This window comes from Duodenibacillus massiliensis (assembly GCF_900128485.1).
GTDB classification, from domain to species: domain Bacteria; phylum Pseudomonadota; class Gammaproteobacteria; order Burkholderiales; family Burkholderiaceae_F; genus Duodenibacillus; species Duodenibacillus massiliensis.
Genome location: NZ_LT635861.1, coordinates 700973 through 727009, shown reverse-complemented (window position 1 = coordinate 727009; position 26037 = coordinate 700973). Strand labels below are relative to the sequence as shown.

21 protein-coding genes are annotated in these 26037 nt (G+C 57.7%); 11 read left to right on the top strand and 10 right to left on the bottom strand.

What is annotated here, in order from left to right:
* Positions 1-22 precede the first annotated feature (22 nt).
* Complete coding sequence (locus BQ7486_RS10895) at positions 23-388, top strand: hypothetical protein (protein ID WP_074010014.1); 366 nt, start codon at positions 23-25, stop codon at positions 386-388.
* Positions 389-410: 22 nt separating this feature from the next.
* Here BQ7486_RS10895 and BQ7486_RS10890 read toward each other — a convergent pair whose 3' ends face one another.
* From BQ7486_RS10890 to BQ7486_RS10870, 5 genes are all read right to left on the bottom strand, one after another.
* On the bottom strand, positions 411-1361 hold the full coding sequence (locus BQ7486_RS10890) for a Bug family tripartite tricarboxylate transporter substrate binding protein (RefSeq protein ID WP_235836795.1): 951 nt from the start codon (positions 1359-1361) through the stop codon (positions 411-413).
* A 106-nt stretch (positions 1362-1467) separates the two neighbouring features.
* Entirely contained in the window at positions 1468-2970 is a 1503-nt protein-coding gene (locus BQ7486_RS10885; protein ID WP_074010013.1) for a tripartite tricarboxylate transporter permease, read from the bottom strand.
* Between the two features lie 22 nt (positions 2971-2992).
* Positions 2993-3442 (bottom strand): tripartite tricarboxylate transporter TctB family protein, encoded by a 450-nt coding sequence (locus BQ7486_RS10880; RefSeq protein WP_074010012.1) that lies wholly within the window; start codon positions 3440-3442, stop codon positions 2993-2995.
* A 228-nt stretch (positions 3443-3670) separates the two neighbouring features.
* Complete coding sequence (locus BQ7486_RS10875) at positions 3671-4474, bottom strand: fumarate reductase iron-sulfur subunit (protein WP_022373943.1); 804 nt, start codon at positions 4472-4474, stop codon at positions 3671-3673.
* A 20-nt stretch (positions 4475-4494) separates the two neighbouring features.
* Positions 4495-6477, bottom strand: coding sequence for a fumarate reductase flavoprotein subunit (locus BQ7486_RS10870; protein ID WP_022373942.1), 1983 nt, complete (start codon positions 6475-6477; stop codon positions 4495-4497).
* 759 nt (positions 6478-7236) lie between these two features.
* On the opposite strand from BQ7486_RS10870, the gene BQ7486_RS10860 reads away from it, so the two are divergent.
* Genes BQ7486_RS10860 through BQ7486_RS10850 form a run of 3 tightly spaced genes read left to right on the top strand, consistent with a single transcriptional unit; the run spans position 7237 to position 10690 of the window.
* Positions 7237-7626 carry a Rid family detoxifying hydrolase gene (locus BQ7486_RS10860; RefSeq protein ID WP_074010010.1) on the top strand — a complete coding sequence of 130 codons (390 nt, stop codon included), beginning with the start codon at positions 7237-7239 and terminating at the stop codon, positions 7624-7626.
* Between the two features lie 7 nt (positions 7627-7633).
* Positions 7634-9724 carry an ATP-dependent DNA helicase RecG gene (recG, locus tag BQ7486_RS10855; RefSeq protein WP_074010009.1) on the top strand — a complete coding sequence of 697 codons (2091 nt, stop codon included), beginning with the start codon at positions 7634-7636 and terminating at the stop codon, positions 9722-9724.
* 24 nt (positions 9725-9748) lie between these two features.
* Positions 9749-10690, top strand: coding sequence for a hydrogen peroxide-inducible genes activator (locus tag BQ7486_RS10850; RefSeq protein ID WP_074010008.1), 942 nt, complete (start codon positions 9749-9751; stop codon positions 10688-10690).
* 75 nt (positions 10691-10765) lie between these two features.
* Here the strand turns inward: BQ7486_RS10850 and BQ7486_RS10845 are convergent, their stop codons facing one another.
* The 3 genes from BQ7486_RS10845 to BQ7486_RS10835 all read right to left on the bottom strand — a co-directional run bounded on the left by BQ7486_RS10845 (position 10766) and on the right by BQ7486_RS10835 (position 12484).
* Positions 10766-11413: an FABP family protein gene (locus tag BQ7486_RS10845; protein WP_074010007.1), complete on the bottom strand. Its 648-nt coding sequence runs from the start codon at positions 11411-11413 to the stop codon at positions 10766-10768.
* Positions 11414-11576: 163 nt separating this feature from the next.
* Complete coding sequence (locus tag BQ7486_RS10840) at positions 11577-11981, bottom strand: very short patch repair endonuclease (protein ID WP_074010006.1); 405 nt, start codon at positions 11979-11981, stop codon at positions 11577-11579.
* A 20-nt stretch (positions 11982-12001) separates the two neighbouring features.
* Positions 12002-12484 carry a peroxiredoxin gene (locus tag BQ7486_RS10835; protein ID WP_022373936.1) on the bottom strand — a complete coding sequence of 161 codons (483 nt, stop codon included), beginning with the start codon at positions 12482-12484 and terminating at the stop codon, positions 12002-12004.
* 288 nt (positions 12485-12772) lie between these two features.
* Between BQ7486_RS10835 and BQ7486_RS10830 the strand changes: the two genes are divergently transcribed.
* The 7 genes from BQ7486_RS10830 (at position 12773) to BQ7486_RS10800 (ending at position 21833) form a co-directional block, all read left to right on the top strand.
* Positions 12773-14164 carry an alanine/glycine:cation symporter family protein gene (locus tag BQ7486_RS10830; protein ID WP_235836794.1) on the top strand — a complete coding sequence of 464 codons (1392 nt, stop codon included), beginning with the start codon at positions 12773-12775 and terminating at the stop codon, positions 14162-14164.
* Positions 14165-14522: 358 nt separating this feature from the next.
* Positions 14523-15698 carry an ATP-binding protein gene (locus tag BQ7486_RS10825; RefSeq protein ID WP_074010005.1) on the top strand — a complete coding sequence of 392 codons (1176 nt, stop codon included), beginning with the start codon at positions 14523-14525 and terminating at the stop codon, positions 15696-15698.
* Between the two features lie 255 nt (positions 15699-15953).
* Positions 15954-16451 carry a hypothetical protein gene (locus BQ7486_RS10820; protein WP_022373933.1) on the top strand — a complete coding sequence of 166 codons (498 nt, stop codon included), beginning with the start codon at positions 15954-15956 and terminating at the stop codon, positions 16449-16451.
* Between the two features lie 3 nt (positions 16452-16454).
* The gene (locus BQ7486_RS10815) at positions 16455-17543 is read left to right on the top strand and encodes a tetratricopeptide repeat protein (protein WP_074010004.1); all 1089 of its coding nucleotides are present in this window, start codon (positions 16455-16457) and stop codon (positions 17541-17543) included.
* A 145-nt stretch (positions 17544-17688) separates the two neighbouring features.
* Positions 17689-20391 carry an aconitate hydratase AcnA gene (acnA, locus tag BQ7486_RS10810; RefSeq protein WP_074010003.1) on the top strand — a complete coding sequence of 901 codons (2703 nt, stop codon included), beginning with the start codon at positions 17689-17691 and terminating at the stop codon, positions 20389-20391.
* 7 nt (positions 20392-20398) lie between these two features.
* Entirely contained in the window at positions 20399-20947 is a 549-nt protein-coding gene (locus tag BQ7486_RS10805) for a putative toxin-antitoxin system toxin component, PIN family (RefSeq protein ID WP_074010002.1), read from the top strand.
* A 52-nt stretch (positions 20948-20999) separates the two neighbouring features.
* The gene (locus tag BQ7486_RS10800) at positions 21000-21833 is read left to right on the top strand and encodes a cyclic nucleotide-binding domain-containing protein (RefSeq protein ID WP_074010001.1); all 834 of its coding nucleotides are present in this window, start codon (positions 21000-21002) and stop codon (positions 21831-21833) included.
* A gap of 16 nt (positions 21834-21849) precedes the next feature.
* Here the strand turns inward: BQ7486_RS10800 and BQ7486_RS10795 are convergent, their stop codons facing one another.
* Positions 21850-24639, bottom strand: a complete 2790-nt coding sequence (locus tag BQ7486_RS10795; protein ID WP_074010000.1) for a heavy metal translocating P-type ATPase — start codon at positions 24637-24639, stop codon at positions 21850-21852.
* A gap of 27 nt (positions 24640-24666) precedes the next feature.
* The gene (gene iscB / locus BQ7486_RS10790) at positions 24667-25917 is read right to left on the bottom strand and encodes an RNA-guided endonuclease IscB (protein WP_268874103.1); all 1251 of its coding nucleotides are present in this window, start codon (positions 25915-25917) and stop codon (positions 24667-24669) included.
* Between the last annotated feature and the right edge of the window lie 120 nt (positions 25918-26037).

Below are 26037 nucleotides of genomic sequence, written 5' to 3'. Positions count from 1 at the left end.
TCTTTGGGAGAGAAGTCATCAGTTGGGAGACACGGACTGGTACATGGACCGCGACCTTGCGGCCGCCATGAACCTGTATTTTGCGGATCCCGCCACTGACAGCTACGATCTGAAGGCTGAGCAATCAGCGCTTGCGAGGCTCAAACAAGTCTCAGGGAACGCCGGACCGATAGTGCAGTACAAACCAGCGAATCGGCAAGACGAAGCAGTCCTTCGCCGGAACCGACGGATCGAGCTGATGAAGCCCGTACCCGTAGAGCGGTTGCGTTTTAAATGTTCCTGTGGTGCAGGGGACGCCCGGGCAGACAAGGCCTCAAAAACCTTGCCTGTTACGGGAAAGCCTGCACCGTGTCAGGAAACCCCGCGCATTCAAGCGCGGGGTGTTTAGTAAAAACGCTACCGGTTGTGGTTTAGTAGAGCTTGTTCACCACATCCTTGGCAAAGACTTCCTGGGCCTTGATGAGGTCACCGAGTTCCTTAGCGTCCTTGTAGTCAAGGTTAAGCCCCGCCTTCTTGTGGGCTTCAATGACTTCCGGATCCTTCATGGTCTTGGCAAACGCCTCAGCATAGAAGTCCATCACTTCCTTTGGGGTGCCCGCCGGGGCCACCACGGCGCGCGCAGAGCCGTACCATTCGGGATAGAGCCCCACTTCGCCCAACGTCGGAACATCCGGGAATTCAGCAAGACGCTTCTTATCGAAAACAGCCAGAACGCGCAGCTCGGGCTTGGCACCGGTCACGAGTTTTGCAACGTCAGCAACCTTCGCGCAGGTAAAGTGCACTTCGCCCTGGCGCAGTGCCAGAAGCTGATCGGCCGTGCCGCCGTAGGGGATGGCCTTATATTTGGCTCCGGCACTCTTCGCGAACAACTGCGCGGCCGTGTGGTTGGAGGCCTTCACGCCGTTCGTTGACGCGCGCAGATTTCCCTTTTCCTTCATCGCGGCCACAAGGCTCTTGATGTCCTTCCAGGGGCTGTCCGCCTTCACAACCACAACGCTCGTTTCGGTGAGGTGGTTCGCGATCGGCGTGATCTGGCTCACCTTAAAGGGCGCACCGGGCTGGGCCGCAAGCGTCGTAAAGGTCGGAAGGTTAATAAAGCCGATCGTACGGCCGTCGGGTTTGGCACGCACCAGTTCCGTCCAGCCGATCTTGCCGTCAGCGCCCGGCAGGTTATTGATGATGAGGGTCTTGCCGACATACTTTTCGGCTTCCATGGAAAGAAGCCGCGCACCGGTGTCGGTGCCCGAACCCGCCTTATAAGCCACAATCACCGTGACGTCACCGTCGGGCTGCCAGGCCCAGGCCGTTGTGCCCGCGGCCAGAGCGCCGAGAACTGCCGTTGCGATCAAAAACTTCTTCACGTTACTGTCTCCTTTGGTTGTTGCGGCACATGTTCGGTTCCTGTGACCGGCACCGCCGAAAATAAAAAACCGATGCCCCATTAACCAAGGCACCGGTTGATGAACACTACTGCTGCTCCGTCATCCGCTTTTCCCAGCGGTTCATGAAAAGGGGCGAGAGAATACCGATCACGCAAAGCGCAATCAGCATCCAGCACAAGGGTGTCGAAAAGAGCACCGACGGATCGCCGTCCGAGAGCATCAGCGACCGACGCAAGCCCCTCTCCCCGATCGGGCCGAGAATGAGCCCCAAGACCATCGCGGCGGCGTTGAAGTCAAACTTACGCATCAGATACCCCAGGACGCCGAAGATCAACATGATCCCCACTTCCACGATGTTATTGTGAATCGCGTAGGAACCCACAACACAGAGCACCACAATGCTCGGAATGAGAATGGCGTCAGAGACGCGCGAAATCTGGGCAAAACCTTTGCAGCCCAAAAGGCCGATCGCCAGCATCATGAACTGCACGATCACAAAACCGGCAAAGAAGGTGTAGGTCATGCCCGCGTATGTTGTAAAAAGTTCGGGCCCGGGCTGCAGGCCGTGAATCACAAGGCCCCCCATCAGCACCGCCGTCACCGACTCACCGGGAATACCGAGCGTCAAAGTCGGAATGAGCGAGCCCCCGGTGACCGCATTGTTGGCCGATTCGCTGCCGGCAACGCCTTCAATGCTCCCTTTACCGAATTCTTCCTTGTGTTTACTGAAGCGCTTGGCTTCGTTGTAACCCATAAAGCAGGCAATCGTGGCTCCCGCGCCGGGCAGAATCCCCACGATGTTGCCGATAATCCAGCTTCTCAGCACAGGCGGCGTGATGCGCTTCATCTCAGGGCGCGTCAGACGGAACTTATCGGTAATCGCTTTGGCTTTGGCGCGCTCGACGATCCGGCTTTCCGCAAGAATCAAAACCTGGGACATGGAGAAAAGCCCGATCAGAGCACAGGTGACGTTCACGCCGTTATAAAGCGTGCTCTGCCCGAACATGAAGCGCTCAACGCCTTCCATCGGGTCCATGCCGATTGTGGAAATCAAAAGCCCCATAAAGCCCGAGATGAGGCCCTTTAAGAGTGACTTCGAGGACACACCCGCAATCACCGTGAGCCCGAAAAGCGAAAGCCAGAAGTATTCCGGGCTCTTAAACTGCATCGCAAGCTGAGCGAGTGCCGGCGAAAAGAAGTAAAGCGAAATGCAGGACAAAAGCCCGCCGCAGAAACTCGCGACGCAAGCAACCGTCAACGCTTTTGCCGCCTGCCCCTTCAGTGTGAGCTGATAGCCCTCAATTGCGGTTGCGGCAGAAGCGGGCGTGCCCGGCGTATGAATCAAAATCGCTGAAATGGAGCCCCCGAAAATGGCGCCGCAGTAGATGCCCCCCAAAACAATGAGGCCCGTTGCCGGGGGCATGCCGAAGGTAATCGGGAGCAAAAGCGCCACGCCCATGGCGGCCGAAAGCCCTGGCAGGCAGCCGATCGTGACGCCCAGGGCCGTCGACAAAAACATGGCGGCGATATTGATCGGGGAAAGTGCGTTTACAAACCCCGCCCCCATCAGACTCAGTGTCTCAAGCATTTGTCATTTCCTCCGGCACGAATCAGGAAAAAAGCATGCCTTTGGGAAGAGGCACTTTGAGAAAGAGCGTAAAGACCGGGTAGATCACCGCGAGAAGCACCGCGATCACGAGCACAATCCACTGCTTTTTGACTTTGAGAAAAAGAAGAGCCCCCGCAAGATACGCAATCGTTGCGATGTAGTAGCCCGCAGTGACCAGAAGCACCATGTAGACGATGATGCCGATGATGACCCCGATGAACTGCTTCGGCAAAAAGCCTTTGAAGTGCTCGGCCAAATCGTCGTGCATCTTCCGCTCAACGCGCCACTTCAGATACGCTGAAAGAATGTAGAGGGTATTTAACACGTAGAGCGCTGTGAGTAGCGCCAGGGGATAGGTCTGCGCTTCCGGGGGAAGCTTAAGCGTCATGACCAAAAACAATGTGGTGATTGCGTAGACCACCAATGTGACTGCGGTATCGGATTTCTTCATCGCGGAGGCATGAATTTAAGCAATCGGACTGATCGGCCTGGTTTATGCCGAAAAGTTGTGTGAATTATCGCGCAACACACAGTTACACGACAATACGATGACAATGCTTTTGCTCAAAACTCATGCAAAAGCGCTTCGGTTTTTACATCAGGCAGGGCACGAAAAACCCGCTTCCGAACGAAATCAGAAGCGGGCTTATCCGTCAGATACGGATCACATCAGACAGTCTTAGTGCAGACGCTTGATGTAGATCTTCTTCTGCGGTGTGGGCGTGACCTTGTCGTAGTTCTTGATACCCTGTTCAGCCATCTTGCGGCGGATGAACGCGATCTGGGTCTTCAGCGGCAGATCCTTCGGGCAGAAGTCGTGGCAGGCCAAGAGCGACATGCAGCCGAACACACCGGAATCATCACCGATCACATCGTAGAAATCGGCGTCGTTACGGGTGTCGCGCGGATCCAGACGGAAGCGGGCGATCTTGTTGATCGCGACGCCGCCGGCGAAGTCCGGGCGGATGCGGACCGTACCGCAACCGGCGATACAGCAGCCGCATTCCACGCAACGGTCCAGAAGGTAGATGTCTTCCGCAAGCTGCGGATCCATCGGTTCTTCCTTCTTGCAGAGATTGATCTCTTCGGTCTTCATGTGAACCCACGTTTCCATGCGTTCGCTCATGTTGCGCATCCACTTACCGGTATTGACCGAGAGGTCACCGATCAGTTCGAACGCAGGCAACGGAGCAAGCGTGAATTCCGTGGGAAGGTCACGGGTGAGCGTACGGCAGGCAAGGCCGGGCTTACCGTTGATCATCATGGCGCAGGAACCGCAGATACCGGCGCGGCAGACGAAGTCAAACTGCAGAGACGGATCCTGCGTGTCACGCAGTTCGTTCAGCAGAATGTAGAGCGTCATCGAGTCGCTTTCTTCGATCTCGTAGGTCTGCATGTGCGGGACGCTCTTGGGGTCAGCCGGGTTGTAGCGCAGGATGCTGACCTTGAGCATACGGTGCTGCTTTTTAACTTGAGTACTCATTTCAGTTCAGCTCCTCGGAATTACGGCAGGGGTTCATCGATGCGTTCATTGCGGCCCTGCAGACGCTTGGGCAGCAGATTGTGGTAGGGCATGATCGCATCCTGAATCTGGAAGCGGTCGGCACCTTCGGCCTGCATCTTGGCGCGGATGGCATCGACTTCGGCCTGACGCTTGGGCGTTTCGGGGTTGTCGATGTAGTTCTTGGCGCCGTAACCACGCCAGCCCGGCGGGAGTTCCATCTTGCTGATGTCGAGCGTTTCGTAGGTAAGCGTCGGCATCGTGTCGCCTTCCTTCCAGGAAGAGAGGGTGCGCTTCAACCACTTGGCGTCGTCGCGGACCGGGAAGTCTTCACGGAAGTGAGCACCGCGGCTTTCCTTACGGGCCGTAGCGCCGCAGGCAATCGCGAGAGCCACCTTGAGCATCTTGCGGGTGCGGTAGGCATAGGTGAGTTCGGCGTTGGCGCCCAGCTGATCCTTGCAGGAGACCTTGAAGGTCTTCTTGTAGAGCTCTTCGAGTTCTTCGACGGCGCTGTCCATCACGTCGCCGCGACGGAAAATACCGATCTTGCTCGTCATGAGTTCCTGCATGCGGGTACGGATCTTGGCCATGTCTTCCGTGCCGGAATTCTTCAGGAACCCGTCCAATTCAGCCTTGACCTTGGCGGCCGCGTCATAAATGAGGGAGGTCGGAATGTCAATGCCGTTTTCGGGACGGTCGCAGAAATCGGCGATGAATTCACCGACGATCATGCCGCCCACAACGGTTTCAGCCACGGAGTTGCCGCCCAGGCGGTTAAAGCCGTGCATATCCCAGCAGGCTGCTTCGCCCGCGGCAAAGAGGCCCTTCAACTGACGGGATTCGCCCGTGTAGTTCGTGCGCACGCCGCCCATCGTGTAGTGCATGGCCGGACGCACCGGGATCCATTCCTTCGTGGGGTCAACGCCCAGGAAGTAGTGGCAGATTTCGTAAACTTCACGCAGGTTGTGCTTAATGTGGTGTTCGCCCAGCAGCGTGATGTCGAGCCAGAGGTGTTCGCCGAAGCGGCTCTTCACGCCCTTGCCCTGAGCAATACGTTCTTCCATACGGCGGCTCACGACGTCGCGGGAGGCGAGTTCCTTCTTTTCCGGTTCCACGTCCGGCATGAAGCGGTGGCCGTCAACGTCACGAAGCAGACCGCCGTCACCGCGGCAGCCTTCCGTCACGAGAATACCGGCCGGGAAAATACCGGTCGGGTGGAACTGAATGGCTTCCATGTTGCCGAGCGTGGCAACACCGGATTCCAGAGCCAGAGCGTGGCCCGTGCCTTCGCAGATCTGAGCGTTCGTCGTCACGCGGAAGAGCTTGCCGGCGCCGCCCGTGGCAATGGCCGTAGCCTTTGCAACGTAGGCAATCAGTTCGCCCGTCATCAGATCGCGGCAGACAGCGCCGTAGCAGCGCTTGCCGTCATGAATCAGAGAGAGAGCTTCGATACGTTCGACAACCGGAACGTGTTCGGCGATGACGCGGTCGCTCACGGCGTTAAGCATCGCGTGGCCCGTGCCGTCAGACACAAAGCACGTACGCCACTTCTTCGTGCCGCCGAAGTCACGCTGGCCGATCAGGCCCGCGGCCTCCTTGCGCTCGGTAATCGTGACCTTTTCACCATTGATGATGACCTGGCGGTCACCCGGGGTGATACGGCTCCAGGGCACGCCCCAGGCCGCGAGTTCACGCACGGCCTTCGGGCTGGTGTTGACGAACATACGCACCACGTCCTGGTCGGCACCCCAGTCGGAACCGCGGACGGTATCGGCGAAGTGGACGTCTTCATTGTCCCCCAGGCCCTTAATCACGTTGCCGAGAGAGGCCTGCATGCCGCCCTGCGCCGCCTTGGAGTGCGAACGCTTCGGGGGCACCAGCGACAAGACGATGGAGTCGTGACCGCGACGCTTGGCAGCAACTGCCATGCGAAGACCGGCCAGGCCGCCACCGATCACCAGTACGTCGGTGTAGATAATCTTCATTTTTTATGGTCTCCTTGATCCGTGAGGATCCGCCTGGGTTCATCCGGTCCGTCAAGCACAACAAACCGCACCGCATGACCCGGCAGGGTCAGAAAAGCTCTTTTTTGTGGGAAGTCCCGGGGGACCTACCCATTCGGGATGATATTGTCAACCTCTTTGCCGGCAACGTCATTCCTGCAGTCGGCTCTCAATGACTTGGAGCAATACAGTGACCGGCGTTTACACTCCGCAACACCCTTGCCCGTGCCGCCGTGCCGTCCGAACCGCAACCGCTTCAGACACCCCGGACCCTTGAAAAAAGAGCCGGAGAAGCCGCGCACAACAGCGTCCCGGCGCGCCCCTGCCGCAGTTTCCCGCAGCCGGCCCGCACCTCAGAAAAACAACACCGCAGGCGGCTTAAATTAAGCCGACCTTATGTGTCAGCGCGAGTTTACGAGCCATACTACCTAAGTACTATAGGTAATAACCCCAAATTTCTCCGCTTCTTTGACCTAAGCAAACCTTCTGAGAATTCCCGTTTTCGCCCTCGTATTTCAGGGCACTTATAAATCAGCCGGAATAAAACCCAAGGACATTGTCTTAACCCGCTTTAAATACTCCTTCATGAGTATTCTAAGATAAAATACCTAATTGAAAACGCTCATGATTTATAATAAACGCTTCCTAAATTCATGAGAATTAATAATATAATTATTCAATGAGAGGAAAGACAGCGCCTGTGCCGTTTTTTCTCCGCTGATATGGGAGATTTTGAAGCATATGACTGAGATTATTTCAACCAAGACGGCCCCTGCTGCGATCGGCCCGTACAACCAGGCCGTCAAAGCCGGAAACGTCGTCTTCTGCTCCGGTCAGATCGGTCTTGTGCCGGAAACCGGAGAGCTTACCGAGGGCCTTGAAGCCCAGGTGCGTCAGGCCTTCACCAACCTCACGGAAGTTGTTTCCGCCGCAGGCGGCACGTTTTCCGACGTGGTGAAGTTCACGCTTTTTGTGACTGACATGGCGCAGTTCGGCCTTGTGAACGCCGTCATGAAGGAGTACGTGAAGGACCCCTACCCCGCACGCAGCTGCGTGGAAGTCTCCTCGCTCCCCAAAGGTGCGCTTTTTGAAGTGGAAGCCATTGCCGTTATTAAGGAAATGAGCTTCTGAGTGTGTTATGCCGATTGACAAAGTCCCGGTCAAAAAGCAGCAAGCCTTAAAGACTGAAAAACCGAAAAAAGAAGACAAGCTCACGATGTCTGAGCGCTTTGCGCGTCTTGGTCTCGTGCGCGACTGGGATTTTGTCTTTCATCTGCCGCTCCGTTACGAAGACGAAACGCAGATCACTGACTGCAGGGCGCTCACGCCCGGCACCTTTGCCCAGGTCCAGGGCCGCATTACTGAAGTCATTGCCAAACGCACCTCGGGTTTTGTTCCCTTTACCTTTATCAGAATCACGGACGCGAGCGGATCGGCTGCCATGCGGCTTTTCCGGTTCGGTGACAAAAAGCTTCTCACGATGGGAAGTCTCATCCGTGCCTACGGTGAAGTAAGACTCGCCTACAGCGGTGAACCGGAACTCTGGCAGCCGCGCGTTAAAAAGGCGGTGGCGGACGTCTCGGACCTTCCGAAAACCCTTACGCCCGTTTATCCGGCCTCAGGCACACTCACCCAGCCCGTCATCCGCAAGCGCATTGACAGAGCGCTCCTTGACGTCGATTTAAAGGACCTCGTTCCCGAAAAGTACACGAAAGCCTTAAATCTTCCCGGGTTTGCCGAGGCTGTGCGCTTTATCCACCACCCGAGCCCCCTTACACCGGCTGAAGCGCTTTCCGAGCGCACGGCGCCCGAATTCAAGCGCCTCGTGTTTGACGAATTTCTTGCTCAGCAGATCTTTTTAAAGAAAAGCCGGGACGCCAAGGCCCTTGCCGCCGCGCCCGCGATGACGGACACGTCAGGGGCCCTTAAAACCCGGTTTTTGGATAGTCTTGCCTTTACGCTTACCGGAGCTCAACAACGCGTCATCTCTGAAATTGAAGCTGACATGGCAACGAAGCGCCCCATGCAGCGGCTTGTCGCGGGCGACGTCGGCTCGGGTAAAACCGTGATTGCGGCGCTGGCCGCCGTCCGCGCCGTTGAAAACGGCTTTCAGGCCGCGGTCATGGCCCCCACGGAAATTCTCGCGCAGCAGCATTACAAAAAGCTCTCGGCGTGGCTTACGCCCTTGGGCGTCAATATTGTGTTTCTTGCGGGAAGCCTCTCAGGGCCCGACAAAAAAGCAGCGCTAAAAAGCATTGCCGACGGTACCGCTCAGATTGCGGTGGGCACCCACGCCCTCATTCAGGAAGGCGTTCACTTTAAAAACCTCGGGCTTGCCGTGATTGACGAGCAGCACCGCTTCGGCGTTTCACAGCGCATGAAGTTGGCGCTCACCGATGCAGGCGTTCAGCCGCATCAGCTCCTTTTAACCGCAACACCCATTCCTCGCACGCTCGCGATGAGTTACCTTGCCGACATCGACGTGAGTTTCTTAGACGAAATGCCGCCCGGACGGCAGCCCGTCACCACCAAGCTCATCAGTCTTTCTCGGGCAGCGGACGTTTTAAAGGCCGTCACAGGCGACATCCGCGAAGGGCGGCAGTGCTACTGGGTCTGTCCCCTCATTGAAGAAAGCGAAAAGGCGGACCTAACCGCCGCAACCGACCGCGAGCGCATGATCCGCGAAAGCGAACCGGACTTAAGAACAGCGCTACTGCACAGCAAACTCCCCGCAGAAGAAAAAGAAGCCGTAATGGCGCGCTTTGCCGCGGGAGAAATTGACATTCTCGTCTCCACCACCGTGATTGAGGTGGGTGTGGATGTTCCGAACGCCTCGGTGATGGTGATTGAACACGCCGAGCGGTTTGGCCTGTCGCAGCTGCATCAGTTGCGCGGCCGAGTGGGGCGCGGTACCGCCAAAAGTACCTGCCTCATGCTTTTTGACCCCGAATTAAGTGACGTCGGCAAGGAACGTCTGCGTGTGATCCGCGAGACGACCGACGGTTTTGCCGTGGCGCGCGAGGACCTAAGGCTTCGCGGCCCGGGTGAGTTTTTAGGTGCGCGCCAGTCCGGCAGCCCCGCCATGCGCTTTGCCGATCCCTTAAACGACAAGGATCTTCTGGAGTGGGCGCGGCGCTCGGCCGAAGACTGGATGCGTGAGGATGCGGCGGCAGCCGAAAAGTTTGCCAGCCGGTGGTTTGATCCCGCCCGAAATTTTTTACAAGCGTAAGCACACCCCAAGTGAGTCCCTACTATGACACTGACTGAACTCAAATATGTCCTTGCCGTTGCGCAGGAACACCATTTCGGACGGGCGGCCGAAAGCTGCAGCGTCTCCCAGCCTTCTCTTTCCGTGGCCGTGCGTAAGCTCGAAGAGGAACTGGGCGTCAAGATTTTTGAGCGTAAGAGCTCAGACGTCACCGTCACGCCGATCGGCAAACTGATCGTTGAACGCGCCCAGCGGGTTTTGGAAGACGCTGCCCTGTTGCGCGTCTGCGCCCAGCAGGGTAAAGATCCCTTAAGCGGGGAGCTGCGCCTGGGAACGATTTGCACGATCGCCCCCTACCTCATTCCGGATCTCGTGAGCAGCATGCACAAAGTGGCTGCCAACATGCCGCTTATTCTCACGGAAGGCCTCACCGCGAACCTTCTTGAGCAGCTTAAAAGCGGTCAGCTTGACGCTGCGATCGTGTCGCTCCCGATTGATCAGCCGGGCATCATGATTCAGCCCCTCTACGACGAAGAATTTGTGGCTGTGGTGCCGGCAAACCACCCGCTCGCGCACCGGCCGGCGATTTCGCGCCAGGACGTCAAAAATGAACCGATGCTTCTGTTGGGGTCCGGCCACTGCTTCCGCGATCAGGTACTTGATTTCTGTGCCGATACGCTCCGAAGCGACCCCAACGCCAAAAAAAGCGTCGAAGGCAGCTCGCTGCAGACAATCTGCTACATGGTCGCGCAGGGCCTGGGCGTCACGATTCTCCCGTCAAGCGCGGTGCCCTTCTACGATCACAACCCCCTGATCCGCATCGTGCCTTTTGAGCGCCCGAGCGTCCCCAAGCGCCGCGTGGTGCTTGCCTGGCGCAAGACCTTCCCGCGCGTGCCCGCCGTGCAGGCCGTGCAGCACGGCGTGGAACTTATCCGCAATCTCCACGGCTGCCGCATGCTCACAAGCCTCCCGGCGGTTCCGGCCTAAAGCTCTGACGTCCCGTTAAAAAAGCCTCCGGCGCTTTTAAAAACGCACGGAGGCTTTTTACTGCCCGTTTAAAAATCAACGGCGCAGGAAAATACCTTCGTCAATACCGCGCGGATTGGGACGCGGGTATTCGATCATGCGAAGGGTGTTGTGGTCGGTGTGCAGGAACTCCCCTTCAACACCGGGAACAATGAGCTTGGTGACCTGATCGTAACTCCAGGTACCGTCGTCGTTAAAAGTGATGCTCATCGTCCACTCAACGGTCTTGAAAGCCTCTTCGAGGAAGGGGCCGGAGATGATGCCGTTTGTGAGCGACCCCCGCTCGGCCTTCACCGTAATCGTCTTGTCGCCCGGTTTGGCAACGCCCGTTGCCATCGCCACCTGCGCGCGCGGAATCGCAAGCGTATGCGTAATCTGGCCGGTCGCGGGCTCCCAAAGCCAGTAGCCCACCTGATCGTGGAAACCGGCAAGTTCCCCGGGCTTAACGATATGCACGTGGTAGCGAAGGCCGTAGAGAACCTGCGGACCGTTATTCTGTGCGTCAATCGGCTCCATCACGATGCGCTCGATGTAAGGCTCGGTTTCCGGGCCGTCAGCCTGCGGGTGCGTGTCAACGCCCTGATCGCCGTACCAGGTGCCGGCAAGGCGCGCCAAAGGCCCGAGGTTGGCAAGCGTATCCGCGCTTGACGGGGCTTCCGTGTAAATGTCCTTATGCATGGCCATGGTGTAATTCCTTTTCGAAAACAATTTTTCTTGACCGCACTCTAAAAGGGTTCGCGCAAACCGTCGGGCACTTTCGGATAATTTCGCAACAATCTGTACACGGAACAACACGGGCTTAATGGCGGCTCCCGGCAATATTACCAAACCGCGCGTCACTTTCGATCTATGCCCGGATTTTGCGGCCGACGGCATCCCGCTCGGCTTTGGTCCTTAAAGCACACTCCCAGACCCGGAAAACACGCCAGCCGCTCTCAAGCAGCTTATCGAGCACGGCCGCGTCGCGTGCTTTGTTGCGGGCAAGCTTTTCAACCCAGAAAGCGTGGTGCGCAGACGGCACCGACGCTCTCGGGCAACCCGCGTGCGCGTGCCAGAAACAGCCGTGCACAAAGATCGCGATGCGGCGGCCGATCATGGCGATATCCGGTTTTCCGGGAATGTCGCTGCGGTTTAACCGGTAGCGGCAGCCTGCGGCGGTGAGCGTCTTTCGGACAATGATTTCGGGCTTTGTGTTTTTCGAGCGGATCGCCGCCATATTGGCGCTTCGCTCAGAAGCCGACTTGATGTCCATGACGCCGGAGCCGCAAAAAATCAGGCATCCTTGCCGGAGAGAAGCTTTAAGAGCTCTCCCACATGCACGCGCGCCACGACGTTACGCAGTACGTGTGTGAGAACACCGTTTTCGTCGATCACGAAAGTCGAACGCTCGATACGGATGCGAGGCTTGCCGTCTTTAACCTGCTCGGTCATCACGCCGTAGAGGTTGCTCACTGTGCGATCGGTGTCACACAAAAGCGGGAACGTGAGCTTATAGCGGTCACGAAAATCGCAGTGGCTTGCCTGATTGTCGTTGGAGACACCGTAGATGCTGTAGCCCAGGGCCTTAAAGTCTTTGATCGTGTCGCGGAAATCCTGCGCCTGTGCGGTGCACCCCGGCGTATTGTCTTCCGGGTAAAAGTAAAGAATCACCTTGTGCCCGCGAAGCTCTGACAACCGCACGGACTCCCCGGCGTCCGTCATCAGTTCAAAATCCGGCGCCTTGTCGCCCGCCTTTAAGTCCCGCCCGTCAGTCATCTTTCTTTCCTTTCGTTTTTTATTTTTTGCGGTTAAGACCGCTCGCTTGAGACTCTAATTGTTTTGTCTTACAGCCACTTTGACTCGCTTACGGGGAATTGCTCAGCCGATCCCGCAGGAAGTCATAGTCCGACGATTAAATTCAAAATTTTTGGCGCAAATCCGCACAGATCGGGCCTGCGCTTCTATAGACTCAGCCACTCGCGCTAACATTCTGCGCGTAATTCTTACAAAAGGATACGAAGGACGTGTCCGCTCCTTGACTAATTTTCACAGGGTGATTTCCAAATGATGGACTGGCTAAACAGCCTTGTCGGCGACGTCAACAGCGTACTTTGGGGTGTTTTCTGTCTTATTCCCCTGCTGTGCGGTACCGGTATCTTCTACACGATCCGTCTGCGTTTCGTTCAAGTCAGAAAGTTCGGCCTCGCGCTTAAGATCCTTTTCGGCGGCGCATCGCTCTTCGGTAAGCGCGCCGACAAGACCGGTATGAGTTCGTTTCAGGCTCTCGCGACCGCCATTGCCGCTCAGGTCGGTACCGGTAACGTCGCTGGTACCGCCACAGCCATCGTTTCGGGCGGCCCCGGTGCCCTTTTCTGGCTTTGGGTAGCGGCCTTTTTCGGTATGGCGACGATCTTTGCGGAAGCCGTGCTCGCCCAGACCTACCGTGACAAGGACGCCAATGGCCACATCGTGGGCGGCCCCGCCTACTACATCACCAAGGGTATGGGCGAAAAATTCCGTCCGATGGCTGTCTTTTTCTCCATTGCCATCATCATTGCCCTGGGCTGCATCGGTAACGCCGTACAGTCCAACTCTATTTCAATGGCCATGAAGACGGCCTTTGACATGCCGCTTCTGATCACGGGCGTTGTGGTTGCCGTGCTTTCCGGTTTCGTCTTCTTCGGCGGTATCGGGCGGCTTGCGAGCGTCACGGAAAAGATCGTTCCCGCCATGGCTGCCATTTACATCGTGGGCGGCACGTGGGTGATCTGCATGCACGCCGCGCAGATTATTCCGGCCTTTGAACTCATCATCGAAGCGGCCTTTAATCCCCAGGCTGTCGCCGGCGGCGCTTTGGGTCTCACGGTTGCCAAAGCGATGCAGTTCGGTGTGGCCCGCGGGCTCTTTTCTAATGAAGCCGGTATGGGTTCGACGCCCCACGCGCACGCCGTAGCGAAGGTTGAGCACCCGGTGGAACAGGGCCTTGTCGCCATCTTCGGTGTGGCTGCAACCCTCATCATCGTGACCTTTACGGGGATTGTGATTCTTGTGACCGGCGTTCTTGACTACAAGACCACGGGCATCGAACTCACGCAGCAAGCCTACAACGTGGGCTTAGGCAGCATCGGCATGAGCTTTGTGGCGGTGTGCCTCTTCTTCTTTGCCTTCTCCACGATCATCGGCTGGTACTTCTTCGGTGAACAGAATGTCCGCTTCCTCTTTAAGGGCCGCGGGCTTCTCCCCTACCGCCTTTTGGTGTGCGCCTTCATCATCCTGGGCGCAACACTCAAGGTTGACCTCGTCTGGTCTCTGGCCGACCTCTTTAACGGCCTGATGGTGATCCCTAACCTCATTGCCCTTCTGGCTCTCAACAAGGTCGTTGTGTATTCTCTGAACGACTTTGAAGCCAAACTCGCGATGGTGGAAAAGACGCAGAAGGAACTGGCAGGGAAGTAAGCCGACCTCTTTCTGAGGATTCTCTAAAACCCGGCAGGCTCATTCAGCATGCCGGGTTTTTCATTGTCTCCGAAAAGTTTTCGGGCGTGATGCTGCGGATTTCTGATTCCGGCAGGGCTGCCGCAAAGGCTGGGCTTACCCGATGTCTGCCTGCTCTAAACAACACGCGCTTGAAAGCGCGGGGTTGTTTAGCAGGGCAGGATGTGGCGCTCAAACCTGCGATTTCGAGAACGTTTGCATGGTTGCAAACACCTCGACAGGCATTTTCGGTAAATTTTGGCACTATATTCCCAAAATTTCACGCTTTTTTAGGAATATAATCCCAAAAAGTTCTAATTCTGCAGGTTAGCTCATCATCATGTTCAACTTTGCCTACATTCGCCGCGAGCTCGAAGACCACATCTTAAAAGGCACACTCCGCAATCGAGCGGAGCTGATTCTCGGTCCTCGCCAGGTAGGCAAAAGTACGATGCTCGACCATCTTGTACAGAACCAGCGTTTCATTAAGCTCTCCGGAGAAGATGACGACGACCTGAGCATCCTTGCTGATCCGAAGACATTTCTCACGCTGACACAGCAATTTCCCAATGTCATCATTGACGAAGCGCAGTTTGTGCCGAACATTGGCCGCGTGATCAAGCGCATGGTCGATAACAACACAACGGACTCGCGCATCTTCGTAACCGGTTCCAGCGCCCTAGACCTTGGCGGCCATCTCAAAGAATCCGCAGCCGGCCGCTTCAATTCGTACAACCTGTGGCCTCTTTCTCTGGAAGAACTTGCCGAACACAGCAGCTGGATCGAGGTAAAGCGCCAAATCAATGATCGCATGATCTATGGCTGCCATCCTGATGTCATCAATGATCCTGCTCACGCCAAAGAGTACCTTCTCGACTTCACAGATTCCATTTTGTACAAGGACTTGTTCAAACTGACAGAAGTCAGAAAGCCTACCGATCTCACAAAGCTCGTTAAGTTCCTTGCTGCCAATGTTGGCTCGGAAATCCGCTACGGCTCCATCGCTTCCGAACTTGGCATTCAAAACAAGACGATCGAACGCTATGTCGATTTATTGGCCTCCTGTTTCATCTTGAAGGTCGTTCCTTCGTGGACGAGAAACCCAACGGCAGAGCTCAAACTCAGTAAGAAAATCTATTTCTACGATAATGGAATTCGCAATGCGCTATTGAAGAACTTCACACCTGTGCCTGCGCGCGAAGACAAGGGCGCTCTTTGGGAAAACTTGTTCTTCACAGAACGTTTGAAGCTCCATGCCTTCAGGCGCGACGGCGGCGAAATCTATATCTGGCGAACCAAAAAGCAGCATGAGATGGACTTTATCGAAATTGTGAACGGCACCATTGCAGCCTTTGAGTGCAAGGCCGGCAACAAAACCAATTCCAACTCAATCAGAGCATTTACACGCGCCTATCCGAACATTCCGGTGACTGTTGTCTCCCCCGACAATATCGACCAAGAGCCAGCCGCTCCTGCGATCTTGGCTAATGCCTTTGACGCCCCTCCAAGTCCTTGACCAACTCGACGGGAAGTCTTCTATTTAGCAAATTTTGGGATCATGATCCCAAAAAGTACCAGTTACTGGTCTGAACATGCCGAGCAGATGCGCGCAATCATGCTCGGCCACAGCGATCTTTTCGATCCATAATCATAAGAAGCGCTGCAAGTGCCGCAGCCCGTTTAAGCCTTGGGCGTTTCCGCCGATTTCCACCTACAATTCGCTCAACCTCAATTCAGGGCGTGCCGGCAAGCGCCGCCCTCAGACAACGAAATGCCTGAAACCATTCAGAACCCCTCTGTCCAAACGGCTGAAGAGCCGCTGCGCCTTTATAACCCCGTGGTGTGCATTATTCTCACACTCATCTTCACACCGATGTTCGGGGCACTGTTGCAGGGCTTTAACTGGCGGACATTAAATGAACCGGTCCTCGCGGAAAAAAGCATGGCCTGGGTGCGCGTGAGCTTTTTCACGTTCGTTGCCTACACGATTGCCGAACCCTTTATCCGCGACATTCCCGTCTGCCGCTATCTCATGATTGCGCTTTTTATCGGTTTCTGGATTTCCTGGACGCTTTCCATGGGAATCCGCCAGGTGACCTACATCCGCCGCAACCGCATCGCCTACAAAGGGAAATTTTTCGGCCGCGCAATCATGATCGGCGCCTTCGGCTGGGTCGCCTACACCGCTTTTGCCCTGACACTTGTTCTTTTCCTGCATTTAACCGGGATTGATCCGCTGCCTGCGGACGCTCCGATTCTGCAGCAGTAAGCCATGCGCACCAACGTTGAGACGCGCTTTGAACTTCCCAAACGCACGGGGGCTGATACGGCTTCCGCCGGGGTTCTTGCGCTCTTACGGGGGGACGTAACGCAGGCACGGCCGGAAAAAACTCAGGTTGATCTCTGGACGCGCGAAGCCGCCCAGGGCTCCCCGCAGGCGCAGTACGAGCTTGCGAGGACGCTCGCGCAGACCGCCGTCATTTCCGCCGACAACCGTGCGGCCGTCAAGTGGCTCAGAAAAGCCGTGGAAAAAGAACATACGGCCTCGCAGTACCTGCTGGGACTGCTGATTGCCCGCGGTCAGGGGGTGAGGCCCGATCCGGAAAAAGCCGTGGAACTTTTCCGCAAAGCCGCAGTCATGGGCAACAAAGACGCCCAGTACGATCTCGGACGAGCCCTCCTCTGGGGGTTCGGCTGCGAAGAAAATCCCTCCGAGGCCCTCACCTGGTTTCGGCTTGCCGCAGCCCAGGGGCACACCGAGGCTGAATACGAGTCCGGTATTGCCTACGCCACCGGCCGCGGCTGTCCGACGGACCTGCGGCAGGCCCAGCAGCGGCTTAAACGTGCGGCCTTAAAGGGCAGCGCCAAAGCGGCACTAGCCTTAAGTGAACTCAACCTCAGACCGGACAACCCGCAGGCCGACAGCGCTGAAGCCCTTCACTGGTGCGCGGAAGCCGCCCGCGGGGGGCTCGCTGCCGCACAGCTGCAGCTTGCGTTTTTCCACTGGCGGGGTGACGGCGTCAGAAAGTCCGCGGACACGGCCTGCGACTGGGCCCGGCGCAGTGCGCTGCAGGGCTACCTCCCGGCTTTTCTTTTTCTGGCAAAGCTTCTCACGGAGGGCGAAACACGCGCGGGCCGGCTGCCCGCTGAAGCCCTGGCGCTTCTGATGAAGGTGAGAAGCGTTCTGACCGACCGTGATGCCCGCGGCGACGGCAAAGACACGGCGGAGCTTCTCGCGCAGTGCCGCATCCGCTGTGATGAACTAACGGCCGAACTCTCAGCGACGGAAATTGAACGCGCCAAACGGATGGCGCAGGCGCACGCAACGCCCGAAATCCTCGCTGAGGCACTTTTTTCCTAGACGTTCTGCCTAGATTTCACATATTTTTACCCCGTGAAAGCCTTAGCCTGCGCGGTGCGCGGCTAAAATCAATTCCACTTTACATAAGACCGGGCGGCTCCATTCTGGGAGACACACGCCCGCACATCCCGGGAGACAAAACCAGATGACCCAGAACGCCAAAGAGAGCCTGCGCGCCTCCACGCTTGCGACGCTCACCGCAGGCGGCAAGGACTACCGCTACTACAGCCTTCCCAAACTCGCCGCAGAGCTCGGCGTTGATCTCACCCGCGTCCCGGTGACGATCCGCATTGTGCTTGAAAGCATTCTCAGAAACTGCGACGAAGAAACGATTCACGCCGAGAGCGTGAAAAAGCTTGCCGGCTGGAAAGCCAACGCCCCGCGTGAAGAAACGCCGTTTGTGGTAAGCCGCGTGATTCTGCAGGACTTAACCGGTGTTCCGCTCTTGGCGGACTTGGCCGCCATGCGCAGCGAAGCCGCACGCCGGGGGCTTGATCCCGAACGTGTGGAACCGCTCGTTCCCGTGGATATGGTCGTGGACCACTCGGTGATGATCGACAACTTCGGCAACCCCAAGGCCCTCACCGACAACATGTCGGTTGAATTCAAGCGTAACCGCGAGCGCTACAGCTTTCTCAAGTGGGGCATGCAGGCCTTTAAGAGTTTCGGCATTGTGCCGCCGGGATTCGGTATCGTGCATCAGGTCAACCTCGAGTACCTTGCCCGCGGTGTCTTCTGCGGCAAGGACAACACGCTCTGGCCCGACAGCGTTGTGGGCACCGACAGCCACACGGTGATGGTAAACGGGCTCGGTGTCATCGGCTGGGGCGTGGGCGGCATCGAAGCCGAAGCCGCGATGCTCGGGCGCCCCATTTACATGCTCACCCCCGACGTCGTGGGCGTGCACCTTAAGGGGAAACTCCCCGCCGACTGCACGACAACGGATCTCGCGCTTACCGTCACGCAGGTGCTGCGCGCCAAGAAAGTGGTCGGCAAGTTTGTGGAATTTTTCGGTGACGGCGCAAGGTCTCTGGCGGTGCCCGAGCGCGCCACGATTGCCAACATGGCCCCCGAATACGGCGCCACGATGGGCTACTTCGGCGTGGACGACAAAACGATTGCGTTCTTTAAGGAAACGGGGCGCACTGAAGAGGTCTGCAGCCGCATTGAAGCCTACTTTAAGGCGCAGGGGCTTTTCGGCATTGCCGAGGCCGGTGTGCACGACTACACCGACACGGTAGAAATCGATCTTGCCAAAGTTCGGCCGTCTTTGGCCGGCCCCCGCCGTCCGCAGGACAGAATTGAACTCACGGAGCTTACCCCCACCTTTGAAAAGCTTCTCACGACACCCGTTGCCGATGGCGGCTTTTCGCAGCCCGCAGACCGCACGCATGCCGCGGGCACTTTGGCTGACGGCAGGAAACTCAATCACGGCGACATCGTGATTGCGGCCATAACCTCCTGCACGAACACCTCCAACCCCTCGGTTCTGATTGCCGCAGGGCTTCTCGCGAAAAAGGCCGTGGAAGCGGGGCTTACGACCGCGCCGCGCATCAAAACGAGCCTCGCACCGGGAAGCCGCGTTGTAACGGCCTACCTTGAAAAGCTCGGGCTCCTGCCCTACCTTGAAAAGCTCGGCTTTAATGTCGCTGCCTACGGCTGCACCACCTGTATCGGCAACGCCGGTGACCTCGCACCCGACATTTTGAAAGCCGTCAAAGACGAAAACCTCGTAACAGCCGCCGTTTTGTCCGGAAACCGCAACTTTGAAGCCCGTATTCACCCGGCGGTGAAGGCCAATTTCCTTGCCTCGCCCGCTTTGGTGGTCGCCTACGCGATTGCGGGCAGCGTGCGCCGTGATCTTGCGGAAGAACCGCTCGGAACCGGCAAGGACGGCAAGCCCGTTTATCTCAGGGACGTCTGGCCCGCGCCGGAAGAAATCGAAGCGATGCTGCCCGCGGCTCAGCAACCCGAAGCCTACCGCTCGACCTACCTCAAGATCCGCACGGAACCGGGTTCATTGTGGCAGGCCGTGACCGGCACCACCGGTCCCTGCTACAACTGGCCGGATTCGACCTACATTGCTGAGCCTCCCTTTATGGAAGCAACCGACACGATGAGCGACATCAAGGGCGCCCGCGCGCTCGGCATTTTCGGTGACTCCGTGACGACCGACCACATTTCGCCCGCAGGCCGCATCGGCGCGGATACGCCGGCAGCAAAGTGGTTAAGAAGCAAGGGCGTGGCGGAGGCCGACTTCAACAGTTACGGGTCGCGGCGCGGCCAGCACGAAGTGATGATGCGCGGCACATTTGCCAACGCCCGCATCAAGAACCTCATGGTTCCCGCAAACCCCGACGGCACACCCGTGGAAGGGGGCTTTACGCTTGAGATGCCCGAAGGCAAAAAGACCACGATCTTTGAAGCGGCCTGCGACTACAAGGCCAAGCACATCCCGGTCGTTGTGTTTGCCGGTGAAGAATACGGCACGGGCTCAAGCCGCGACTGGGCCGCCAAGGGTACGAAATTGTTGGGGGTCAAAGCCGTCATTGTGAAGAGCTTTGAGCGCATTCACCGCTCCAACCTCATCGGTATGGGAGTTCTGCCGCTGCAGTTTAAGCCGGGCACAAGCGCTCAGACGCTGGGGCTTACCGGCCGTGAAACCTTTGACATCACAGGGGTTGACGCCATTAAACCCCTGGGCGACGTGACGCTCACGATTCACTACCCGGACGGTACGGTTAAGAGCGTGCCGCTTACGGTGAGAATCGACACCCCCGTAGAACTCACCTACGTGAAGGCGGGCGGCATCATGCCCTACATGATCAGCCGCATCGAAAACGCGTGAGGCACCGGTGACACCCTTTGCCGCGACGCTTCCCACGGCGCAGTTTCTCCTGGAACTGCGCCAAAAGCACCACCCGACTCCGGAGCGCAGGGCGGCGCTTGAAGCCGACCTCGCTCTGGTACCGGGCCGGCGCACGCGGCCCGTGGTGGTGATTGACACGAATGTCCTTCTGGATTTTTGGTTTTGGGAAGACAAAACTGCCGCCCCCGTTAAAGACGCGCTCTATTACGACCGCTTCTGGGCGGTGCGAAGCGACGACACGGTGGACGAACTTGCCGACGTGATCCGACGCCCTCAGTTTGAACTGACGGTGGCCAATCAGTGTGAGATTCTGAGGCTCTGGCACAGCCTCTCTTTCGGAATCACCATCCCCGCTGATTTCACCACAACACTCCGGTGCAAGGACCGCGATGACGTGAAGTTTCTGCGGCTTGCGGACTTTGTGAAGGCCGACTTTGTTGTCACCAAGGATAAGGCCGTTTTAAAGGCCGGCAAGCGCGCAAAACGCAACGGCACCATCGTATTGACGCCCGCAGCGGCAGGCACTATTCTGTAGTCACTTCGAATTTTCGACCGAGCGGTTTGTTTTATTGAGAGGAGCAGCGGCCATGCGGGCACCTTCAGGACAGTGGTTTAAGGACATCGCCGATACGCGCGACGCCCCTTGGGACGGGTTATCCGGCCCCAAGTCCCCGGTGATGCCCTGGATTCACCCCGTGCTGCACCCGGAAATCAAGTCGCTTATCGAACGCTGGGGCGTTGAGCGGACGCTTGCGCCCAAAGACCCGGTTTTGGGTGCCTCTGAACGCGTCGATCAGCTTGTGATGGTCAAATCCGGCATCACTGCGCGCTGTGTGAGTTCACCCTTTGCACAAAGCCGTCTGTCGGTTGCGATAGGGCTCCCCGGGCGCCTGGCCTGCGGCAACCTCAATTTCTTCACGGGCCGCCCCTGCGTGGGCCGCTATTTTGCGCTGGTGCCGAGTGTTGTCGTGTCGGTTCCGCAGGAACTCGTGATGAGCCTTGCGAAGAAAAACACTGAGTTTCTCCTTTTGATTGCCGCACAGTTTGAGCTTGCGGCGCTCTCTGACCGCCTGGGCTTTGCCGCAGAGACCCTTCTCGACATTGATGAGCGCGTGCTCGCGTTTTTTATGTCCTGGGCATCCGTTTACGGTAAGCTCGCCGAGATTGACGGCGAAACCTGGGTGGATATGCCGCTCATTTTGCGCGGCGAAGCGCTCAGATACGTGGTGAACTGTTCAAGCGCAGCGCTTGAGCGCAGCATGACAAGCCTCAAAAAGAAAGGGCTTGTGGTCTCGGAAGCCGACCGCTTCCGCGTAAAGCTCGAAATTCTGAAGCCCGTGCACCAGTGGTTAAGAAGCGCGGAAGAAGCAAGCTCCCTGCCGCGCCCGGAAGAAATCAGCCGCCTTTTTACGGGCAGCTGATTGAGCGTTTTCTTCTTTATTCGGAGCGGATGTCGGCAACTTCAAAGCCCGCATCCGTCACGGCCGCTTTAAGCGCCTCAGGGCTCACACCCTCGCCTTCGACCGTCGCCTTTTTGCTTTCAAGATCCACCGCGGCTTTGGTGACGCCCGCCACGGCCGAGAGCGCCTTCTGAACACTGCCGCTGCAGTGGGTGCAGTGCATGCCGTTAACTGTGAGAACGTAGGTTGTCATTTTGATTTCCTTCTTTTTGGTTGTAGTTGAAGAAACGGTGTAACCCGCGGCAACAACAGCCGCTTTGAGCGTTTCAGCTGAAGCGCTCCCCCAGACCAAGGCGGTTTTCTTTGCGAGATCCACCTCGGCCTTTGTGACGCCGGCCGTGGCTGCGAGCGCCTTTTCGACGCGCCCCGAGCAGTGCGGGCAGTGCATGCCTTCCACAATGAGCTTCGCATCGCACGGTGTTTCGGGCTGTTGTTCTTTCTGCGGTTCGGGGCGCTCTTTTGTCTGCGCCTTGACGGTGACGGCGAGATCGGCTGCGCGCTTCCAGCCTCTGAGCCTTAAGGCGTTACTGACCACCGAAACCGAACTCATGCTCATCGCCGCCGCGGCAATCATCGGATTTAACGTCCAGCCAAGCCACAGGTAAAAGACGCCTGCGGCAACCGGAATCCCGACCGCGTTATAAAAGAACGCCCAAAAGAGGTTTTCCTTGATATTGCGCATGACGGCCGCAGAAAGGTCATAGGCCGCGGCAACGTCCGTGAGACGGCTTCTCACGAGCACAATATCGGCCGACTCCACCGCAACGTCGGTGCCCGCGCCGATTGCCATCCCGATATCCGCGCGCGTCAGGGCCGGCGCATCGTTGATGCCGTCTCCGACCATGAGAACCGTTTCGCCGCCGGCCTGCAGCTCACGCACGATGCGCTCTTTGTCCGCAGGCATAACCTGAGCGGTCACGTCCGCCGCAGTGAGCCCCACGGCGCGCGCCACCGCGGCTGCCGTACGGGCGTTGTCTCCGGTGACAATCCGCACCTTAAGGCCCCTGGCCTTCAGAGCCGCAATCGCCTGATGGCTCTCCGGTTTGACGGCGTCGGCCACCGCAAGCACCGCAAGCGGCTTACCGTCAGCAACGACAACGAGCGCCGTCTTTCCCTCGTCGGCAAGCTTTTCAAGCGCGGGGCTGAGTTTCTGCGCTTCGGTGTCGTCCAGCACCGAAACGTTGCCCACCGCGATTTTGCGGCCGCTCACAAGTGCCTCAACACGGCCCGGCGCCTGCGTGAAGGCCTCTGCCTTCAGTAAAGCCAAATTCTTTTCCTTGACGGCCCCGGCAACGGCCTTTGCCAGCGGATGTTCGCTTAAGACTTCAACAGAAGCCGCAAGCGTAAGAACTTCGTCTGCGTTTTGGCCGGCAAGCGGCACGATGTCGGTGAGTGCCGGACGGCCCTCGGTCACGGTTCCCGTTTTATCGAGAATAACGGTTGTAACGGAGCGCGTCTTTTCAATCACTTCCGCCGACTTAAATAAAAGTCCCTCGGCAGCGCCTCTGCCCGTTCCCACCATGATGGCCGTGGGAGTGGCAAGGCCCAGGGCGCACGGGCAGGAAATCACGAGGACACTGACCGCACAGGTTGCGGCAAATTCCCAGCTGTAGCCGCACACGAGCCACACGGCGGCCGTCACAAAAGCAATGCCGATCACTGCGGGCACAAAGTAAGCGCTCACTTTATCCGCAAGCCGCGCGACCGGTGCTTTTCCTGATGTTGCCTCATCCACGAGGCGAATGATCTGCGCAAGTGCCGTCTCATCCCCCACCCGCACGGCGCGCATCAAAAGACGGCCGCTTGTCATGAGCGTTGCGCCCGACAAACTGTCACCCGCGGCTTTGGCAACCGGCAGGCTTTCACCGGTCATCGCCGACTCATCCACCGTTGCCGTCCCCTCAACAACCACGCCGTCCACGGGGATACGCTCCCCGGTTTTTAAAACCACGGTGTCACCGGCAACGATCTCTGCGGCCTTTACGGTGACTTCAGTGCCGTTTCTCATAACCACCGCGGTTTCCGGAACAAGCTTTAAAAGCGCTGAAACCGCGGCCGTGGTTTTGCCTTTGGCTCTTGCCTCAAAATATTTTCCGACGGTAATGAGCGTCAGAATCATCGCGGCCGAGTCAAAGTAGAGGTTATGCGCGTAGTGCATCGTCTGCGCTGCGTCGCCGGCCTCAAGGGCAAAAACCATGCGGTAAAGCGCAAAGATGCCGAAAAGAAGCGACGCACCGGCCCCGATCGCCACAAGCGTATCCATGTTGGGCGCACCGTGGATAAGGCCCTTTGTGCCCTGCCGGAAAAACTTGAAGTTAAGCGCCACCACGGGAATCGTGAGCAGGAGCTGCGTCAACGCCGCCGACACGGGGCTTACCCTCGGATCCAAAAACGCGGGGACGGCGAGCCCGGCCATCGGACCCATGGCTGCCGCCATCAGAATCACGCACAAAACAACGGAGGTGTAAAGGCGGATTTTGAGCTGCCCGGTTTCAGCGTCTGCCGCTGCCTGCAGCTCGTTTTCAGAACCTTTGGCGGTCTTGCCCTCTTCGCGGCAAAGGGCTTCGTAACCCGCATCAGCCACGGCTTTCTCAACGGCCGCAATCACGGCATCGGCTTTCGTGTCGTCAACCGAGCAGACCATGCTGTTTTTGAGCAGATTGACGGCAACACCCTCTGTTCCCGCGACCGACTCAGCGGCTTTTTCCACGCGCGCAGAACAGGCTGCGCAGCTCATGCCGCGCACATCAAAATGAACTTCCTTCATAGAAATTCCGCGAGGAAACCCGCGTCTTCAGACACGGGAGGAATCGCCGTCCTCCTTTCTCAGTTCGGTTAAAAACGTCTTTCGCTTCTCAAGAAGCGAAAGTTTCTTGTACGAAATACCGGCAGAAATCTTTGTACCGTCCAGACGGCGCACATCGAATGCACCCGAGGAGCGTCTGCCAAAAATAAAGCCGACTTCCCCTTTGCTCAGCACCTTGTCAAAGAGCCTGAAGCCGTGCACTAGGTACGGAGCCTGATGGCGCTTGCGCACACCGCCTTTGAGAATCGTCAGCTTGTGGATCTGGCGATTGTGGCGGCGCATCTGTTTCTGAAACAGGTATTCGCCCCGACGTTTTGCGTCGAGGACGCCGGCAATGCAGAAAGCGTCCGCGCAATGCGTCTTCGGCAAGCCCGCGACGATGCGCTTGTGTTTGGTCAGATACCCGTAGGTATTCGTGACAGGCAATTCGGGATGGCGCTCGCGCAGGCGGTTGAGCACCGTCCAACGCATGATGCCCATGAAAGTCTCTGCCCTGAAAGAAGCGCCGCGCCGGGGACTAAACTGCTTCAACTTGCCTGCGTGATACGCCTTGTGGCACGCCTCGCAGAGCGTAATGAGGTTGCCCGGCGCGTCGCCTCCCGTTTTCCGACTCTCAATGTGATGCACGTTGAGAATCAGATCTTTCGATCTGCCTTTGCAGGCTTGGCAAACGTGACCGTCGCGGAACAGCACATATTCGCGCACGTTCCAAAAGCCAAGCTGCTCGCCCTGCTGATAGTCCGTGCCTTCGACTTCGGGATTCTTGATCTTCTGAATGTCGAAGGATGCGGTTTCAATCACGATATTGGTGATCGGAAGCACTCGGCAAACCGCTTCAATGCGCGATATGTGCGCCTGAATGCGGTTCTCCACGGACGGCGCAAGCCAGCCCTTGTGCTTCGATCGAACGCGGTTGTCGAAGCGTGGTGCGCGGTAGCGCGTCTTGCGATTGCGTCGGGCGCGGCGAAGTGCCAAGCGATCCGAGAGCAAGTCCGTCACGTCCTGCCGCAGTTCGACCTCGGAAGCCAACAACTCTTCCTTGGCGGTCGTTGCGCTCAGGCCGACGTGCTTGTAGCCCGCATCCACACCCAAGGTGATCGGCTGCTTGGTTTCGCCCGTCGGCACCGTCAGTTGAATCACAAAGGGCGTTCGGCGCACAGGCACGGCCTTCCCGGCCCGAAGGAGCTTACGTGCCTTGGGCGGGGAGCACGGCATGAGCGGTTGCCCGCGCATGTTCAAAACAAATACTTTCAAAGTGTTCTCCTTTGACGGATACCTTGATACCTCACAGGTTCCGTCTTCTCGACCTTGCGGTCGGTGGTGATCCTTCGCCAATGTTGGAAGGGGTTTGTTGTCTGA